This window comes from Nannocystis punicea (assembly GCF_026965555.1).
In the GTDB taxonomy this organism is placed as follows: domain Bacteria; phylum Myxococcota_A; class Polyangia; order Nannocystales; family Nannocystaceae; genus Nannocystis; species Nannocystis punicea.
Window position 1 is genome coordinate 1,725,588 of sequence record NZ_CP114040.1, and the last position, 17,467, is coordinate 1,743,054.

The window sequence follows — 17,467 nt, forward strand, 5'->3', positions numbered from 1 at the left end:
TGTGTCCCGAATGGGGCACAGGAGGCGGATATGCCGAAGGTTGGTTCGACGACGGGTATTTGCGGGGTTGCGCTCGCGGTCGCGGGAATCGTGGGTTGTGACGGGGTCGCCGGTGAGGCGGTATCGAGGGTGATCGAGGCCCAGGCGCCCGATCTGCAGTGCGACGCTCCGTGCAGCCCCGGCGCGGGTTGTTGCACCGAGGTGTTCGTGCACGGCACCGGGGCGCCGGTCGGCTGGCTGCGGCGAGGGGCGCCGATCGCAGTGCCCGTGTCCGCGGGGGTCGATGCGGTGGTGGACGAGTTCAAGCGCTGGCTGCGCGAGCACCCTGGCGTCGCCGGCTTGACGCAGATGCCCGACGTTTCGCCGCTGGCGGGCCTCACACCGTGGCCGATGTCACCGCGGACGTTCGGGTCGCTGTCGACGATCCGGCTCGAGCAGAAGTACCGCGAGGTCGAGGTCATGGGGGCGGGCGAGACGGTGACGTTGACCCTCTCGCCGGCGCACGGCGTGATCGCGGTCCACGGGGCGATCGCCGACGCGCGCGACGTCTATGCCGGGTGGGACTCGCCGATCTCGCAGAGCGAGGCGCTCGCGGCGGCGGAGCAGCTGCTTGCGGGGTTGCAGCAGGACGACGAGGTCGAGCCGGTGGCGTGGTCCGTCGCCGAGCCGGAATTGGTAGCGATCGTCGAGATCGAGACGATGGCCCACCGGATGCGCCTGCTGAAGAACGGGCAGGACGTCGGCGTGATGACCGTGAGCGCCGCCGACGGCGGGATGCTCGACATCTCCTTCAACTCTTCGTCGTCGCTGCTCGACCCGGAGCCGGTGACGGTGCGCAGCCGGACGTTCCAGAGCGACACGTACGACATCTTCGACGCCGGCAAGCAGTTCGTCGCCGACCTGACGCACCTGGACGGGCAACCTCTGCTCGGCTCGAGCTACATGCCGCTCGCGTGCCAGGAGGACCCGGGCGCGTCGCCCCGGTGCGGACAGACCCGGCTTGGCAACCTCGAAGTCGCCGTGGTCGACGCCCGGGGGCACGAGATCGCGGACAAGCAGGCGATGCTGCTCGCGCCGACGAGCCCGAGCGGGACGTTCCTGGCCCAGCCGCCCGGGACCAAGGACGACCCGATCACGGAGGAGACCCGCGCGGCGGCGCTGCAGGACGCGTTCTATCGCCTGCTGGCGACGTTCAGGCTGTTCGCGCCGTTCAAGGCGGGGCGGTGGGACTCGCTGTGGGAAACTCTATCGGGCTTCCCCCCGGACGAGTTCGTACCGCGGGTCGTGTACTTCTTCGACACGGCCTGCATCGACGGGGCGTCGGGATGTGCGGGGAGCTACTTTCCCGCGGTGAAGGTCAATGAAGTACCGACCGGTACTTACGACGAACATCCATGGACCGACTTGCCGGCGCATCGCCCACCAGCGGGGCCCGACGAGGGAATGGGGAAGATCGTCACCAGCGTCGAGAGCTTCCGCAGCATCGATGTCTTGTTCCACGAGTTCGGCCACATCGTCGATGTGTTCAGCTTTGCGAACACGATCGGCTTCGGCGTCGTCGGCAGCGGCTGCGCGGGGCCCGGGGACATGATGTGCGAGAAGGCCTGCGTGCTCGACAGTACGGACGAGAGCGAGGCGCTGAAGGAGACGGTGGCCGACTTCCTGGGTATCTTCGCGATCGGGCGCCTGTACACGGGGCTGACCTACGACAGCAAGTGCGGCGCGGTCTCGTCGATCGCCAACTCGGGCGTGTCGACGCCCGTGCACGGGCCCACGTGCGTCGTCAACCCGAGCCAGATCCGCAGCTTCTTGAACGAGCGGCCGACGGAGCCGGGAGTCACGCCGCCGGAAGACGGGATGCTGCCGACCGGCAAGTGCGGCGAAGGCTCGGGCTATCGGCAGGGGGCGCTGGTGCAGGCGTGGTGGGAGTGGACCCACGGGCAGGACTGTGACGCCGGGGCGCCGTTCACCTGCGCCACGTTCGGCGAGGAGTCCTTCGGCGCGACCACGGGCGTCGAGGCGATGCTCTACACGCTGAATTTGGGGAACTCGACGTACTACCGCAAGTTCCTGACCGACGCCGAGATGTATCTCCAGTGCGTGTACGGCGACGTGCTGGCGACGCGCTGGCGCGCGGTCTGGTGCCACCACGAGGGGCTCAGCTGTGACACGTTGCCGTCGCCATGCCCGGGGCTATGCGGCGACGGCGTAGCCGACGGCGACGAGGCGTGCGACCACAACGACATGGCTGGAAAGACATGTAAAGACCTGGGCTTCGCAGGCGGCCCGCTCGGCTGCAAGTCGGACTGCATGTTCGATACGTCGCAGTGCGAGCCGCTCGAGGCGCCGACGACGGGAGAGACGCCGACGACAGGAACGAGCACGAGCGCGGACGGAAGCAGCGGCGAGACAGCGCCCGACAGCGCGACCGCGGGCGGCGGCGGCGTCGGAACCGATGCGGGCTGTGGCTGCGCGACGGGTGTCGCGAACGGGGCGTGGCTCCTGGGTCTCGCGCCGCTGGCCCTCCGTCGTCGCCGCCGACGTTGCCTGGACAGGCATCCACACGCGCGCTAGGTTGGTGACCGGGTGTCTCCGCGACGGTCGCTGGTCATGCTTGTCCTTGTCGTCGCTTGCGGCGACGAGGCGGCGCCCTCGTCGTTCCCTCACTGCGGTGACGGCATCCCGGTCGACGGCGAAGTCTGTCTGGAGGTGGAGCGGAAGCCTGCGGCATTCGGCGCAGGGGTGCTCGTCGCGGGCGACTTCGATGGGAACGGCGGGCGCGACTATTACGCCGATGGCGGCGGGCTCGGCGGTCGTTACTTGGTGGTCGAGGAACGTCCCAAGGCGTGGGACCTACTGCACCAGGGAGAGTTTCTCGGCGAGGACGGCCTGGAACATGCGGTCTACCGCGCGAGCGCGCGAGACTTCGACCGCGACGGCCTCACCGACTTGCTCACGCTGATGCAGTACGAGTACTGGTCTTCCGATGTCCAGTCGATCGCGTTCGGCGGCATCGTGCTGCACAACCGGCCCGGTTACCAATTCGACTACGAGTCGTACCTCTTCTGGGAGTTCGACCTGGAGTACGAGAACGACCCGGAGAGCCGTTTCGACGGGGCGTTCGCCGACTTCGACGGCGACGGCGGAGCGGAGCTGGTGTTCGCGACCAATTTGCGCAGCGCGTACGTATTTCGAGTGAAGCCCGATGCGCCGCCGGGTCAGCTGTTGGAGCTCGATCAAGAACTGGACCTCCGGCCGTTCGCGGCGCAGGGCAACATCGTCACTGTCGTCGTCGACCTCGACGGCGATGAGCGCGACGACCTCGTGCTCGTGGACGGCCTGGGCCGCGTGTGGACCCACCACAGCGATGCACAAGGAGTCCTCGAGCCGGGGACGCTGACCGACGCGCCGGTGTTGCCGCCGATGGTGGCCACGGTGCTCGCGCGGGACGTCGATAACGACGGAGTCGTCGACCTCGCCGGCGCAGCGACCAAGTTCGTGGCGGGGCAGGGGCAGCAGCCGGGGGAGTTTGCCGTCGCGCGCGGCGAGACGGACGGCGGGTTCACCCAGGTCGCCGCCTGGACCGACGCGGGCCCGACGCAGACGAAGGCGCCGTTCGGCCCCCCTGTCTACTACGTGCACCTCGTGCTGCTCGACCTCGACGCGAGCGGCTACCCGGCGCTGGCGTACGCGCTGCCGAAGGCTCGCAAGCTGATCGTGCACCCGCAGGTCGGGCGCACTCTCGGAGCCGAGGCGGTCGAGCTGGAGCTCGACCTCGAGCCGGCGGGGATCTTCGCCGACCCGCAGCACGACGGCACGGTCGATCTGCTGGTCTCGTTGTGGCTCGACGACGGCGGCACCGAGGACGACGAGTCGGACGACCTCGGGCCGTTCATCGATCGCTACCGTGTCGACCCGTGACGGGCGCGTCACGGTCAGCAGCGCAGCGCGAGGCGACGTCGAAGTTCATCGCGGCGGGAGCTCCGGCGGCGTTTGGCGCGGCGCCCACGAGCTGCACGTCGAGCCGACCGGCGACTCCTGTCGAGGGCAACGCTCGTTCGCCCGGCGAGGCGGAGGGCTCGGATCGAAGAGCATGCATGTCTCTTCGAACATGTAGCGACAGACACCACCCTCGCCCGCCGAGGACCGGACGGACGGGGCAACGCTCGTTCGCCCGGCGAGGCGGAGGCTCAAGTCGAAGAGTAAATATGTCTCTTCGGACATGTCGCAAAGGACACTCGCCTCGCTCGAGGAGGGCCGGACGGACGGGGACGATCGGGGAGGCGTGCGGCGGGGCGGGGAGCGGCCCCGGCCGCGACGACGCGTGACCGACGAACTTGGGTTCGCCGCCTGACCGGGACGGGCGCTTCGGCGCGGGAGCAGATCTGGCGCGCGAGGGTCGCCGCGGGCAACTGTCCGGGCGATCGCAGACGCGCGGCCACCTGACTCGCGGGTCAGGTGATCGCGCGGGCCGGGAGCGAGCTGTCCTCGCGGACAGGATCAGTCGGCGCCGCCGGCGCGCTCGACGGCGGAGCGGGTCGGGCGGTAGGTGTCCTTGCGGATCTGCAGGTCGATGGTGAGGACCTTGCCGGACTTGCGGACGACCGCGAACACCTCGTTGGCCTCGGCGAGCGAGCGCTGCTTGGTGTAGCGCAGCTGGTTGCGCTTGAAGTTGTTGCGGCGGTAGCTGATGGGCTCGTCGTACTTCTCGCGGTCGGGGACCTTGATGAGGGTGTACAGATCGAGCTCGGTCTGGGCGAAGGCGTAGGCGCAGGCGGTGTCTTCGCACTCGTTGTCGAAGCTGACCCACAGCACCGGCATGCCGTTCTGCTCGGTGGTGCCGATGACCTTGCCGGGGGTGTTCTTGCCGATGATGCGCTCGAGCGGGCGGTAGGCGCCGCGCTCGGTGATCTTGCGTTTGGTGACGTCGTAGCTCTGATTGACCGACGACTCGCGGTAGATCGAGATGAGCTTCTTGTTGGGGACGACGCGCAGGGTCTTGAGCTCGGAGTCCTTCTCTTTGATGCGTCCGAGCTCGCCCGGAGTGAGATCGAGCCGGCGAGCGCATGCGCTCGCGACCAGCGCCGTGGCCGTGAGGAGGAGCACCGCGAGGGGCCGACACCAGGCGAGCTTGCCTCGAAGGTCGGAGTTCGAAGGCGCCCGCAGATTCATGTGCCGCTCCACCTGGCTCATGGGTACCATAGGGTCCTTACCTTCCCGCCCGACTCGAGTCAATCATGTCGAGCAGACCGCCGCGCGCGCGCGGGAGCAACCACTGATGATCCGCGTCACGATCCGCCGCCAAGACTCCAGCCAGGACGAGGTTCACGAGTTCACGCTGCCGCAGATCACCGTCGGTCGCGTCGACCGCAACCACGTGGTGTTGCCGAACAACCGCGTGTCGAGCGTCCACGCCCGCGTGATCGAGAACGAAGAGGGCATCGTGCTGGTCGACAACAACTCGACCAACGGCACCTTCGTCAACGGCGAGATGGTGCGTGGCCCGGTGGTGCTCGCGCCGCACGACGCGGTCGACATCGGCGTGTTCACGCTCCACTTCGAGCGGGCCGAAGAGGGCCACGAGGTGCAGGAGTCGTACGGAGCGGGGCCCGACTTCGAGGACCCGCAGGGCTACGGCGAGTCGCCGGAGCCGGCCGAGTACGACGAGTTCCAGGGCGGTCCGGAGCCGATGGGCGAGCCGCCGGATCTCTTGCTCGGCTCGGCCGAGCCGACCCCGGCCGATCCGATCGCGGCGCAGGACGTGCCCGTGCGCATGGTCGAGCCGGTCGGCCCGGCGGGCAGCGGCGCGTACCGGATCTCCCCCGAGCAGGCCGCCGACGCGCCGGCGCGGCCCTACGGCGCGGATATGCGCCGCACCGCGGTCGCGCCGCGGCGCACCGAGCCCGACCCCGAGCCGCCGCGCACGCTCGACGACGCGCTCGAGCTGGCGTTCCGCCAGACCTCGGAGGCGCTGCTCGGCGAGCCGCCGGGGCCCGGCGCGCGAGTGCGCGCGCTCGCGGCCGCGCGGGAGATCGTCGAGCGCACGCTGACGATGGCCGACCCCCGCCAGCGCCGGCAGTGGATCGACTGGTTGGCGCAGGAGGTCGCGGGCACCGGCCCGCTCGACGACATCCTCGCCGATGCCGCGGTGTCGGAGGTGCTGGTCGCCGGCGCCAGCCACATCGAGGTCCGCCGCGGCGAGCAGCGCTCGCGGCACCCGGCCCGCTTCTCGTGCGAGCAGGCGGTGAGCCTGGCGCTCGAGCGGTTGATCGGCACCCGCACCAGCGCGAGCGCGCCGATCGTCGACGGGGTGACCGAGGCCGGCGTGGCCGTGCACGCGGTCGGGCGACCGATCGCCGCCGCCGGCCCGATCCTCGTGCTCAGCCGGTCGGCGGGCGACACGCTGTCGCTGGCGCAGCTCGGCGAGCGCAAGACGCTGTCGCCCGGGGCCGCCGAGTTCCTGGCCGCGGCGCTGCGGCAGCGGCTCAATTTCCTTGTGTGCGCATCGACCCGCGGCGACGCGGGCGCGCTGCTCGGGGCGATGGGGATGGAGCTCCCGGGCGACGTCCGGGTGGTCGCGGTCCACCGCGGTCCGGTGGCGGCGGGGCTGGCGAGCCGGGCGATCGTCCTCGACGCGGGGCGCGACCCGACGGCGGCGGTGCGCAGCGCGGCGCGGATGCGACCCGACTTCCTGTTCGTGCAGGACCTCGGCGGGGTCGAGGTCGCGGAGCTGTGCGCGACGGCCCGACGTCCTGGCGGGGCGACGATCGCGGTGCTGGCGGCCGACAGCGTCGAGGTCGGGCTCGAGCGGATGCAGGCGACGCTCGCGCTGACGTCGGCGGGCGCCGATCCGGCGCACCTGCGGGCCTACGTGGCGGGCTGCTTCGACGTGGTGGTGGCGCTGCGTCGCTCGCTGTCGGGGCGCGATATCGTCGCGCAGGTGGCGGAGCTGCGGCGCGGCGATCTCGTGGAGCTGTTCGCGCGCGCCGACGACGAGTCGCCGCTGCAGTCGACCGGTGTCACACCCTCGCTCGTGTGACGCCCTCGCGCCCTGGCGGCCCGTGAGCGGCAACGAGCACGGCGAATCGCTGTGCTAGAGCTGCGACGGTTTCTGCTAAGTTCGCCGCTGTGACAGGGCGCGAGGGAAGGGTGCCGTCGGCGGTCGTGTGGCCCGCGGCGCTGGGGTTCTTGGCTGCGGCGGCGCTCGGCTGCCGGGCCGGTGACGAGTCGAAGCCGCCGTGCGAGGCCCAGCCGGCCGTGCAGGCGCTCGTCCAGGTGTCGGACGTCGTCAACGTCGGCGAGGGCGGCGAGTCGTGGCCGACGACGCTGGTGGTGTATCAGCTGAAGGGCATCACCAGCCTCGACCAGCCGCTCGACCCCGACGCGATGGCGACCGAGGGCGAGAAGGTGTTCGGCGACGAGTTCGTCGACAAGCGCGAGCTGGTCGCCTACCCCTCCACGGCCGACAAGCTGACGCGCGACAAGATGACCGTCGCGCTCAAGCCGAACACCACGCACCTGGTCGTGGTGGCCCACTTCCGCGAGAAGATCGGCTCGGCCTGGTACGCCTCGATGGCGGTGCCGCCGAACACCCGCGAGGACCAGTGCGCCGCCGTGGCCGAGGACGAGGAGCCACGGCTGCCGTGCCTCTACGTCTCGCTCGAGCGCAGCGAGCTGGCCGGCGGGGCGTTCGCGCCGTCGGGCTTCGAGCTGTCGACCTTCGAGACGGTGTGCGCGGCGCCGTCGACGGCCAAGAAGAAGCCGAAGAAGAAGAAGAAGAAGAAGGCCGAGGTGCCGAAGGTGCCGAAGACGCCGCAGGTGCCGAAGACGCCGTCGACGCCGTCGACCCCGTCGACGCCGAGCGCCCCGTCGACGCCGAGCATGCCGTCGAAGCCGACGGCGCCGACCGCCCCGAAGCTGCCCGGACGCTAGGACTGAGAGGATTACGCGATGCTGAGCGGACGACCCGTGTGGAACGAGGGGATGCTGCTGTGCCCGCAGCACATGCAGCAGCAGGACCTGTATCACGAGCAGAACCTGGCGGCGCGGCTGGGGGTGATGACTGCGCAGAGCTGGGGCGTCGCGGCGATCTCGTTCGACGCCGGCGCGATCAAGGCGGGCCAGCTGGCGCTGACCGCCTTCCGCGGCGTCCTGCCCGATGGGACAGCCGTGATGTTCGAGGCGACCAGCCAGAGCCGCCCGGCGAGCCGGCCGATCGCGCCGGTGTTCCCGCCGAGCATGCGCTCGGTCGAGGTGTTCCTGGCCCTGCCGACGCTGCGCGAGGGCGTGGCCAACTACGCCGGCGCCGAGGTCACGGCCGGGCTGCAGCGCTACAAGACCGTCACCCGCAACGTGTTCGACCTGACGCTGGCCCGCAGCGAGCGCGAGCTGCAGTTCAGCGAGCCCAACCTGGTGCTGCTGTTCGGCAGCGAGCCGCGCGACGACTACGCGGCGATCAAGGTCGCCGAGGTCGTGCGCGACGAGACCGGCGGCTTCCGCCTCAACGACGAGTACATCCCGCCGTGCCTGGCGATCGGCGCCGCGCCGGCGCTGCTCGCCTCGCTGCAGGACCTGCTCAGCCTGTCGGTGACCAAGCGGCGCCGCCTCGCCGAGGAGCGGCGCACCCGCGACGGCGTGCGCATCGAGTTCAACGCCCAGGACATCACCCGCTACCTGTTCCTGCAGACCTTGAGCGGCGCGATCCCGGTGCTGAAGCACTTCAGCGAGGCGCCGACGACCTCGCCGTGGCCGGTCTACGTCGAGCTGTCGCGGCTGTGCGGCGCGCTGATGACGTTCTCGTCGGAGGGCGACCCGGCCGAGCTGCCGGGGTTCCAGTACAACGACCTGCAGGGCGCGTTCGGCAAGCTGACCAGCGAGATCAAGCGGCTGCTCGGCCTCGTGATCCAGGAGGCGTTCGTGACGGTGCCGCTGCGGGCCCGCCAGGACAACTCGTGGATCGGCGAGCTGCGCGACGACCGGCTGCAGCGCTGCACGCAGTGGGTGCTGGCGGTCGAGGCCGAGGGCGAGCAGCAGCAGGTCGCCAACGAGGTGCCCGAGCTGGCCAAGATCGCCAGCTGGAAGCGCATCCCGCTGGTCGTGAAGAACAACGTGCTCGGCGTGCCGCTGAAGACGGCCCACCGCCCGCCGCCGGAGATCCCGATCCGCCCGCGGCAGGTCTACTTCATGGTCACGACCGACGACCCGCACTGGCGCGAGATCCTCAACGAGCGGACCATCGCCATCTACATCAAGCCGCCCTACGACCCGCGGCGGGCCAAGGTCACGCTCATGGGGATCTTGGCGCGGGAGGACTAGCGAATGCACCGGATCTACGAGGTGACGCGGGTCTGCTTCGACCACGCGCTCCTGCTGAACCAGCCCGAGGGCGTCACCGACGTGGCGACGCTCCACCGCAGCGCGGTCGACCAGGTCGAGTCGACCGAGGCCGCCGCGCGCAAGGTCGGGTTCGGGGCCGAGAACGCCCGGCTCATCAAGTACGCGCTGGTCGCCTTCATCGACGAGGTCGCCCAGGCCACGCCGGGGCCGGTCGCCGACTTCTGGGTCGACCACCTGCTGCAGCGCGACTACTTCAACGAGGTCCGTGCCGGCGAGAACTTCTTCGTCCACCTCGAGAAGCTGCTCGGGGCCCGGCGCGACGACGAGGACGCGCTCGACGTGCTGCAGGTCTACGCGACTTGCCTGTTCCTCGGCTTCCGCGGCAAGTACGTCGCCCGCTCGAACGAGAAGGGCTTCGACCAATTGTGCCGCCGCGTCGAGGACAAGCTGAAGGACCGGCTGGCGCTCGAAGAGAGCCTGCCGGCCCCGGCCGAGGCCGAGTGGAAGCAGCCCGGTCGCACGAGTAACCTCGCCGTCTGGATCGGCGCGATCGCGCTGCTGTTCTCGGTCGCGCTGCTGTGCGGCTACGAGAGCGAGCTGTCCGAAGACGCCGAGGCGCTGGCCGGCCGGCTGCAGGAGGGCGTGCCGTGAAGGGGATGATCTACGTCCTGACGTTCGCCGGCGCTGCGATCGCCGCCGTCGTCGCCGCGGTCCGTTACCTCAGGCTGCCGCAGGAGTACGTGTGGTGGACGGCGGCGCTGATGGCGGTCGTCGTCCTCATCGCCGGCATCGTCACCTTCATCAACTTCCTGCGGGCCAAGAAGGCGGCGGTCGACAAGGCCAACCCGAAGGCCAGCCAGGAGCAGCTCGACTTCGACAACCGGCTGCGCGACGTCGCGGCCACGTTGAAGCACGTCGAGCGCCACCAGCGGGCCACCGCGTCGGCGCGGCCGCGCTTCGTCAGCGCCCGCGTCGACACGCCGTACGTCGCGGTGCTCGGCCTGCAGGGCCAGGGCAAGACGCGCCTGCTCGGCGGGCCGCACCCGAAGCGCCTGCCGGAGTACGACCACAACGGCCCGGTCAAGGGCGCCGACGCCAGCGCGGCGCCGGAGGACCGCCCGCGGCTGTTCAGCGCGCCGGGTCAGGCGGTGTTCGTCGAGGTCCCGCACGCGCTCGCGCACCGCGAGGACCTGCGCAAGTCGTGGCTCGCGGAGCTCAAGCTGTTCGCCAAGCGCCGCCAGCCGCTGCACGCGATCGTCCTGTGCGTCGCCGCCGACGACCTCGTCACCGCCGCCGACCCGGTCGCCCGCGCCGGCGAGATCGGCGACCTGCTCGCCGCCGAGGTCTCGGACCTGGTGACGCACCTGCAGGTCCACGCGCCCGTGTTCCTGGTCGTCACCCGCCTCGACCGCCTGTCCGGCTTCGGCGACGTGCTCGGCGCGTTCGAGACGCTGACGTCGCCGCTGGGCTTCGAGCTGCCCGACGGCCGCAGCGAGGAGCTCGCGCTCAAGGAGCTGCGCTCGCGCTTCGACGCGCTGAGCGGCTGGCTCGACCGCCGCGCCCTGCGCCTGCTCAGCCGCTTCCGCGAGCCCGACCCGCCGCGCCAGGGCCGGATCTACACGCTCGTGCAGCAGATCGCCGGCCTGCAGGAGCCGCTCGCCGCCATCGCCCAGCGCGTGCTCGCGGCCCGCGGCGGCGACCCGGTGCGCTTGCGCGGCGTGTTCCTCACCAGCGCCATGCAGGACGGCGAGCCGGTCGTCGACGCTGTCCTCGAGAACCTGGCCAGAAAGACACGTGGCAACTTCACCCCGGCCGCGGCCGACCCGACGCCGAGCAAGCGGATCTTCGCCGAGGAGCTGGTCGGCACCCACGTGCTGCGCGCCGGCGGCCTGGCCCGCCGGACCACCCGCACGCTGCAGCGGTCGGCGGTCAAGCGGATCGTCGCCGGCTCGGCGCTCGGCCTGGTCGGCCTCTACATCGCGCTCGACGCCGCCGGCGCGGCCGGGCGCAACCGCGACCTCAACCAGCAGACCGCCGACGCCGGCGCCGCGGCCGCGGCCGAGCTCAGCGGGCGCCGGCGGGTCCCGGTCGAGAGCGGCAAGATCGTGCCGCTGCGCGAGCTCCTGGCCCGCTGGGAGGACGAGAGCGGCGACGACCGCGACGACGTGCGCGAGTGGGGCCTGTTCCGCGGCGAGGTCGTGCCGCCGCTGCGCGCCTTCTACAAGGACGCGATGTTCGCCGGCGTGACCTCGACCCTGCGCGACAAGGCCGAGGCGGAGCTGCGCGACTTCGCGGCCCGCTTCGAGTCGCCGGAGCTGATCCCCGACATCGAGGACCGGATCCGCAACCGGCTGTCGCTGCGGTTCTACCTGCTCGTCACCGGCAACAAGAAGAGCTACGAGATGCAGCCGATCACGCAGGAGTCGAAGTTCCTGCGCGAGACGCTGCGGACCCGCTGGTCGGGCAGCTCGCGCACGCAGGTCGGCACCGCCGAGTACGGGGCGATCGAGCGGGCGGTCGACAAGTACATCGACCTCGCCCAGGACAGCGACTTCACCCTGCCGCGCGAGCCGACGCTCGTCGAGCAGGTGCAGGAGATCCTCAAGCGCGAGGACTCGGTGCGGGCCGAGGTCGAGAAGATCGTCGAGGAGGTCAACGGCATCCAGGAGCTGTCGAAGATCAACCTGCGCACGCTGACCGGCCTGCCGGACCTCGAGAACGACGGCACCGAGGTGCGGGCGGCGTTCACGATCGAGGGCTGGGGCTACGTCAAGCGCGAGCTGGCGAGCGCGCTCGAGGCCGACTCGTGGGTGCTCGGGCTCGACCAGAGCCAGGCCAGCCAGCGCCAGCGCCGGCGCGGCGCCGAGATGCGGACCGAGTACTTCAAGATGTACACGGAGGAGTGGCGCCGCTTCATCCAGCGCACGCGGATCGCCCCGCCGACCAGCCTCGACGAGGGCAAGCGGCTGATGGGCGAGCTGGTCAAGGGCCCGCGCCTGCCGCTGTCGCGGGTGTTCGCCGAGCTCAAGCGCCACACCGAGATCGCCGACGACTACGACTACGGCGACAACAAGTCGCTGATCGACCTGCTGAAGAAGCAGGACAAGAACAGCGGCGGGCTCGTCAAGGCCGACGCGGTGCGCAAGGAGTTCGCGCGCCTGGTGATCTTCGGCGTCGCCCCCGAGGGCAAGGAGGGCAGCACCGGGCTCGACCAGTACCACGAGCGGCTCAAGCAGCTGCGCGACGCGATCGGCAAGGCGCTCGAGGACAAGGAGGAGGAGAAGGCGCTGGTCGAGCAGCTGCGCGGCGCGATCGACTTCACCAAGTCGCTGGTGCAGGACGCCGAGCTCGACACCTGGACCGCGGGCACCACCAAGCTGCTGGTCACGCCGCTCGAGGAGCTGCTGCGCATGCTGGTCCGCGACCAGGGCACCGGCGCGGTGGCCGACTGGTGCGCGCGCATCGTCGAGCCGATGTACGAGCGCTTCGACGGCCGCTACCCGTTCGTCGCCGACTCGCGCAGCGACGCGGCCGTGGCCGACTTCGAGGAGTTCTTCCACCCCGAGAACGGCTTCATCCGCAAGGCCCGCGAGGAGCTGCTGTCCGGCTACGTGGTGCTCGAGGGCAACACCGTCGAGCTGCGCGACCGCGGCCGCAACGACGGCCCCAAGCTCGACTCCGGCGTGATCCGCTTCCTCAACCGCGCCCAGGACATCGGCTCGGTCATGTTCTACAACGAGGAGCTGCGCGTCGACTTCGAGCTCATCCTCGCCTGCAACCCGCAGGTCAGCAAGGTCGAGGTCACGATCGAGGGCAAGAAGGTCGACTTCTCGTGCAGCAACGAGAAGCCGTCCGCCCTCCGCTGGCCCGGCAAGGAGGAGCACGGGGCGTCGCTCAAGGCCTACGGGCGCCAGGGTAACAAGGTGCTCGGGTCGGCCGGCGAGTGGGGCCTGTTCGAGCTGCTCGAGAAGCCGCCGAGCTCGGTCCCCGAGTTCAAGGGCGACGAGGTCATCAGCTTCCGCTTCGACATGACCTCCTTCAACCTGGGCCTGCTCGACGTGCGCCTGCGGCCGCGCCGGGTCCGCGGCGGCACCGCGTTCTTCGGCCTGCCGAACGGCAACAAGCAGTTCCTCTCGCTGGTCCGCGCCGCCGACGTGCTGCCGCCCAAGCGGCTGTTCACCAACATGGCGCCCTGCGGAGGCGTCTGACCGTGGCGACGGTGCTCGAAGGACTGCTCGAGGGCGTGCCCGAGAGCGACCGCCCGCGGGTCCGCCGCGGGCTCAAGACGGTGCTGGCCGGCCTGGCCCGCACGGCGGCCTGGCGCGCGCCGGAGCAGGTCGACGCGGTCCACATCGACAGCATGATCGCCGAGCTCGACCGCCGGTTGACCAACCAGCTCGACCTGATCCTGCACCACCCGAACGTGCAGGCGCTCGAGTCCGCGTGGCGCGGGCTGCGGTTCGTGATCGAGCACGTGCGCGAGGGCGACAACACGTTCATCGAGCTGGTCAGCGTGACGAAGCAGGAGCTGGCCGACGACTTCGCCGACGCGCCGGAGATCCCGCAGTCGGGCCTCTACCGCCTGGTGTACTCGAGCGCCTACGCGACCTTCGGCGGCAAGCCGTACGGCCTGATCTGCGCCGACTACGACTTCGGCCCCGGGGCGGAGGACCTCGGGCTCCTGCGGCAGTGCGCCGCGGTCGCGGCGATGGCCCACTCGCCGTTCATCGCCAACGCCGCGGCCGGCTTCTTCGGCCTCGAGTGCCTGGACCAGATGCCGCGCGTCCGCGACCTGCGGGCGATCCTCGGCGGGCCGCGCTACCGCCTGTGGCACGCGTTCCGCGACACCGAGGACGCGCGCTACGTCGGCCTGTGCCTGCCGCGGTTCCTGCTGCGCGTGCCGTACCGCGTCGACGGCGACCCGTTCATGCCGCTGCGCTACCGCGAGCGCGTCGAGGGCAACCACGACCACTACCTGTGGGGCCGGGCCTCGTTCGCGTTCGCGGTGCGGGCGATCGACAGCTTCGCCCGCACGCGCTGGTGCGTGTACATCATCGGCTCGCGCGCCGGCGGGATGATCGAGGGGCTGACGCAGATCGGCTTCCCGTCGATGCCGCGCCTGGCCCCGCGCTGCCCGTTCGAGTGCCTGGTCACCAGCCGCATCGAGCACATGCTCAGCGAGGAGGGCTTCATCGCCCTCGTCTACGACCGCGCGTCGGGCGGGGCGATGATCCACTCGGCGTCGTCGACCCAGCGGCCGCGCAAGTACGCCGACACCGAGGAGGGCCGCGCGGCCCAGGCGTCGGAGCGGCTCGGCGCCCAGCTGCCGTACATGTTCCTGGTGTGCCGGCTGTCGCACTACATCAAGCGGGTGCAGAGCGAGCGGCTCGGCCAGTGGGACAGCCGGCAGACCCTGCAGAAGGAGCTGACCGACTGGCTGCGCGGGTTCGTGTCCGACGTCGAGAACCCCCACTGGGAGACGCGGGCGAGGAAGCCGCTGCGCAAGGCCTCGATCAAGGTCGAGTCGGTCGAGGGCCAGACCGGCTGGTACCGCTGCCAATTGCTGCTGCAGCCGCACCTCACGCACAACAGCGCCTCGTTCACGCTGTCGCTGCTCGGGCGGCTGGAGAAGAGCACGGGCTCGCGCGAGTGAGCCGGGAGAGATAGGAGGGAGCCGTGGCGATCGCCGAGGTGTTCATCAAGGAGGCCGAGGCCATGCTCGCGCCGATCTCCGCCGCCGAGCCCGGCGGCAAGAACCCCAGCACCGACGAGCGCTACCAGGAGCTGCGCGTCGAGGTCGACAAGGAGAACTCGCCGATCGGCGAGGCCGTCGGCTGGCCGCGGGTCGAGAGCCTCGGCCGCGAGATCCTCGGCAAGGTCGCCAAGGACCTCCTCGTCGCCGCCTACACCGCCTTCGCCCTCCACAAGACCCGCGGGATCCACGGCCTCGCCGTCGGCGTCCTCGTCGTCGACGGCCTGTTCGACCGCTTCTGGGACACCATGTACCCCCCGGTCGCCCGCCTCAAGGGCCGCGGCACCGCGCTCAAGTGGCTGCTCGAGCACGCCGCCTCCGGCCTGCAGAGCTACACCCCGCAGGTCTCCGACCGCGCGGCGATCACCGCCCTCGTCACCGCCAGCAAGCAGCTCCGCGGCCGCGCTCGCGAGAAGCTCGGCGACCACGTGCCCTCCTTCAAGGAGTGGTCCGACCTGATCGACAGCATCCAGGCGACCCTGCCGCCCGAGCCCAAGGCCGAGCTGCAGCCCGAAGCGCCTTCGGGACAGGTCGCATCGGACATGTCCCAACAGGCAGCACCGCCCGCCGCCCCCGCGGCGCCGCCGGTCGCCGCCGCGCCGCCGCCGGTCGCCGCACCCGCGCCGGCCGCCGCGCCCGAGCCGCCGCCGCCGCCGGCGAAGCCGACCCCGAAGGACATCGCCGGGCCGTGGCTCGCGCCGATCGCCGGCGCCAACCCGGCCGGCCGCGACCCGACCGAGTCGACCGAGTACCAGACGATCCTGGCGGAGATCGACAAGCTGCAGTCGCCGACCGGCGGGGCGATCGACTGGGCGGGGATCGTCCAGAACTCCGACGTGGTCCTGAAGACGCAGGCGAAGGACCTGCGGGTCGTGTGCCACCAGGTGCTGGCGCGCTTCAAGACGAAGCGCATCGACGGCCTCGCGCTCGGCCTGGCGATCCTCGCCGAGGTCGCGGACGCGTTCTGGGACACCGCGTTCCCGCCGGCGGCGCGCCTGCGCGGCCGCGCGGGGGCGCTGCGCGGGATGCTCGAGCAGATCGAGCCGGAGCTCGGCGCGTGGCAGCCGAAGCCGAACGAGCGCGCCGCGCTCGAGCAGCTCAAGGAGAACACGACACGGCTGCAGCAGGTGGTGCGGGCCCGCTACGCCGACCAGGCGCCCAACCTGCGCCCGCTCCTGCAGTCGATCGACCAGCTGCTGCTGACGATCCCCGCGCCCGAGCCGCCCAAGCCGGCCGCACCGCCGCCGCCGCCGCCGCCGCCGAAGGTCGAGGCACCGCCGCCGCCGCCGCCGCAGGCAGCACCGCCGCTTCCGCCGCAGCAGGCGCCGCAACCTGTCCCTCAGGCCAGCCCGCCGAAGCCCGCGGCGGTGATCGAGCCGCCCAAGGCCGTGGCCGCCGCGCCGACCGCCGACCTCGCCGCGGTCGACAAGTTCCTGCGCGGCACCGGCGAGGAGCTGGTCAAGCTGGCGCACGCGCTGCGCCGGGCCAAGACCAGCGACGCGCTGGCCTACCGGCTGCTGCGCTCGGGCCTGTGGATCTACATCGCCGCGCCGCCGCCGATCCGCCCCGACGGCAACACGGCGATCAACGGCCTGCCCGAGGGCGAGCGCAACCGCCTCGAGGCGCTGATGAACGCCGGCAAGTGGGCCGAGCTGGTCGAGAACAGCGAGTCGTTGCTGCCGATGAACCGCTTCACGCTCGACCTGCACCGCTACAGCATCGAGGCGCTGAAGCACCTGGGTCCCGACCACGACCCGGCCCTGCGCGGCCTGCTGGCCGAGGTCGGCGCCCTGCTGACGCGCCTGCCGAAGATCTTCGAGCTCAAGGACAACTCGGGCGTGCCGATGTGCAGCGACGCGACCCGGGCGCTGCTCGAGCGCGAGGCGCTGGGCGGCGGCGGTGGTGGCGGCGCCCCGGCCGCGGCGGCGCCCGGCGGGCCGGCGCAGATCGTGATCGCGGCCCCGGTCGCCAGCGGGATCGACGACGCAGCGATCGCCCAGATCAAGGGCCTGCTCCGCGGCAAGCGCGAGGAGGGCCTGCGCCTCGGAGCCGCGCGCGTGCAGTCGGCCGTGGGCGGACGGTCCCGCTTCCTCCGCCGCGTCGAGCTGGCGGAGGCCTGCCTCGACGGCGGCGAGGTCGGCCTGGCCCGCTCGCTGTTCGCCGGGCTGGTCGGCGAGATCGACGGGCAACACCTCGAGGCGTGGGAGCCGGAGCTGGCCGCCCGCTGCCTCGAGGGCCACGTCCGCAGCGCGCCGAAGGGTCAGCCGGCCGAGAAGGCCGCCGTCGACGCGGCGCTGGCCCGCCTCGCCGGCCTCGACCCGGTCCGCGCGGCCGCGCTGGTGCCGAAGAGCTGAGGGACGCATGTCTCCGGGGACATGT

The 17,467-nt window shown here is 71.3% G+C and carries 10 protein-coding genes; 9 read left to right on the top strand and 1 reads right to left on the bottom strand.

The window, feature by feature from the left end; translation table 11 throughout:
- The first annotated feature begins 129 nt into the window (after nt 1-129).
- Nucleotides 130-2,574, top strand: a complete 2,445-nt coding sequence (locus O0S08_RS06735) for a hypothetical protein (RefSeq protein ID WP_269038186.1) — start codon at nt 130-132, stop codon at nt 2,572-2,574.
- A gap of 36 nt (nt 2,575-2,610) precedes the next feature.
- Nucleotides 2,611-3,921, top strand: a complete 1,311-nt coding sequence (locus O0S08_RS06740; RefSeq protein ID WP_269038187.1) for an FG-GAP repeat domain-containing protein — start codon at nt 2,611-2,613, stop codon at nt 3,919-3,921.
- Between the two features lie 579 nt (nt 3,922-4,500).
- Here the strand turns inward: O0S08_RS06740 and O0S08_RS06745 are convergent.
- Nucleotides 4,501-5,106: a hypothetical protein gene (locus tag O0S08_RS06745; protein ID WP_269038188.1), complete on the bottom strand. Its 606-nt coding sequence runs from the start codon at nt 5,104-5,106 to the stop codon at nt 4,501-4,503.
- 172 nt (nt 5,107-5,278) lie between these two features.
- Between O0S08_RS06745 and O0S08_RS06750 the strand changes: the two genes are divergently transcribed.
- The 7 genes from O0S08_RS06750 to tssA all read left to right on the top strand — a co-directional run bounded on the left by O0S08_RS06750 (nt 5,279) and on the right by tssA (nt 17,442).
- Nucleotides 5,279-7,039 carry an FHA domain-containing protein gene (locus O0S08_RS06750; protein WP_269038189.1) on the top strand — a complete coding sequence of 587 codons (1,761 nt, stop codon included), beginning with the start codon at nt 5,279-5,281 and terminating at the stop codon, nt 7,037-7,039.
- An 89-nt stretch (nt 7,040-7,128) separates the two neighbouring features.
- Nucleotides 7,129-7,932, top strand: a complete 804-nt coding sequence (gene tssJ / locus O0S08_RS06755; protein WP_269038190.1) for a type VI secretion system lipoprotein TssJ — start codon at nt 7,129-7,131, stop codon at nt 7,930-7,932.
- 18 nt (nt 7,933-7,950) lie between these two features.
- Nucleotides 7,951-9,315: a type VI secretion system baseplate subunit TssK gene (gene tssK / locus O0S08_RS06760; protein ID WP_269038191.1), complete on the top strand. Its 1,365-nt coding sequence runs from the start codon at nt 7,951-7,953 to the stop codon at nt 9,313-9,315.
- A 3-nt stretch (nt 9,316-9,318) separates the two neighbouring features.
- Complete coding sequence (locus tag O0S08_RS06765; RefSeq protein WP_269038192.1) at nt 9,319-9,987, top strand: DotU family type IV/VI secretion system protein; 669 nt, start codon at nt 9,319-9,321, stop codon at nt 9,985-9,987.
- A gap of 5 nt (nt 9,988-9,992) precedes the next feature.
- Nucleotides 9,993-13,544 (top strand): type VI secretion protein IcmF/TssM N-terminal domain-containing protein, encoded by a 3,552-nt coding sequence (locus tag O0S08_RS06770; protein WP_269041942.1) that lies wholly within the window; start codon nt 9,993-9,995, stop codon nt 13,542-13,544.
- A gap of 2 nt (nt 13,545-13,546) precedes the next feature.
- Nucleotides 13,547-14,989: a type VI secretion system contractile sheath large subunit gene (tssC, locus tag O0S08_RS06775; protein ID WP_269038193.1), complete on the top strand. Its 1,443-nt coding sequence runs from the start codon at nt 13,547-13,549 to the stop codon at nt 14,987-14,989.
- Nucleotides 14,990-15,012: 23 nt separating this feature from the next.
- Nucleotides 15,013-17,442, top strand: a complete 2,430-nt coding sequence (gene tssA, locus O0S08_RS06780) for a type VI secretion system protein TssA (RefSeq protein WP_269038194.1) — start codon at nt 15,013-15,015, stop codon at nt 17,440-17,442.
- Nucleotides 17,443-17,467: the final 25 nt, after the last annotated feature.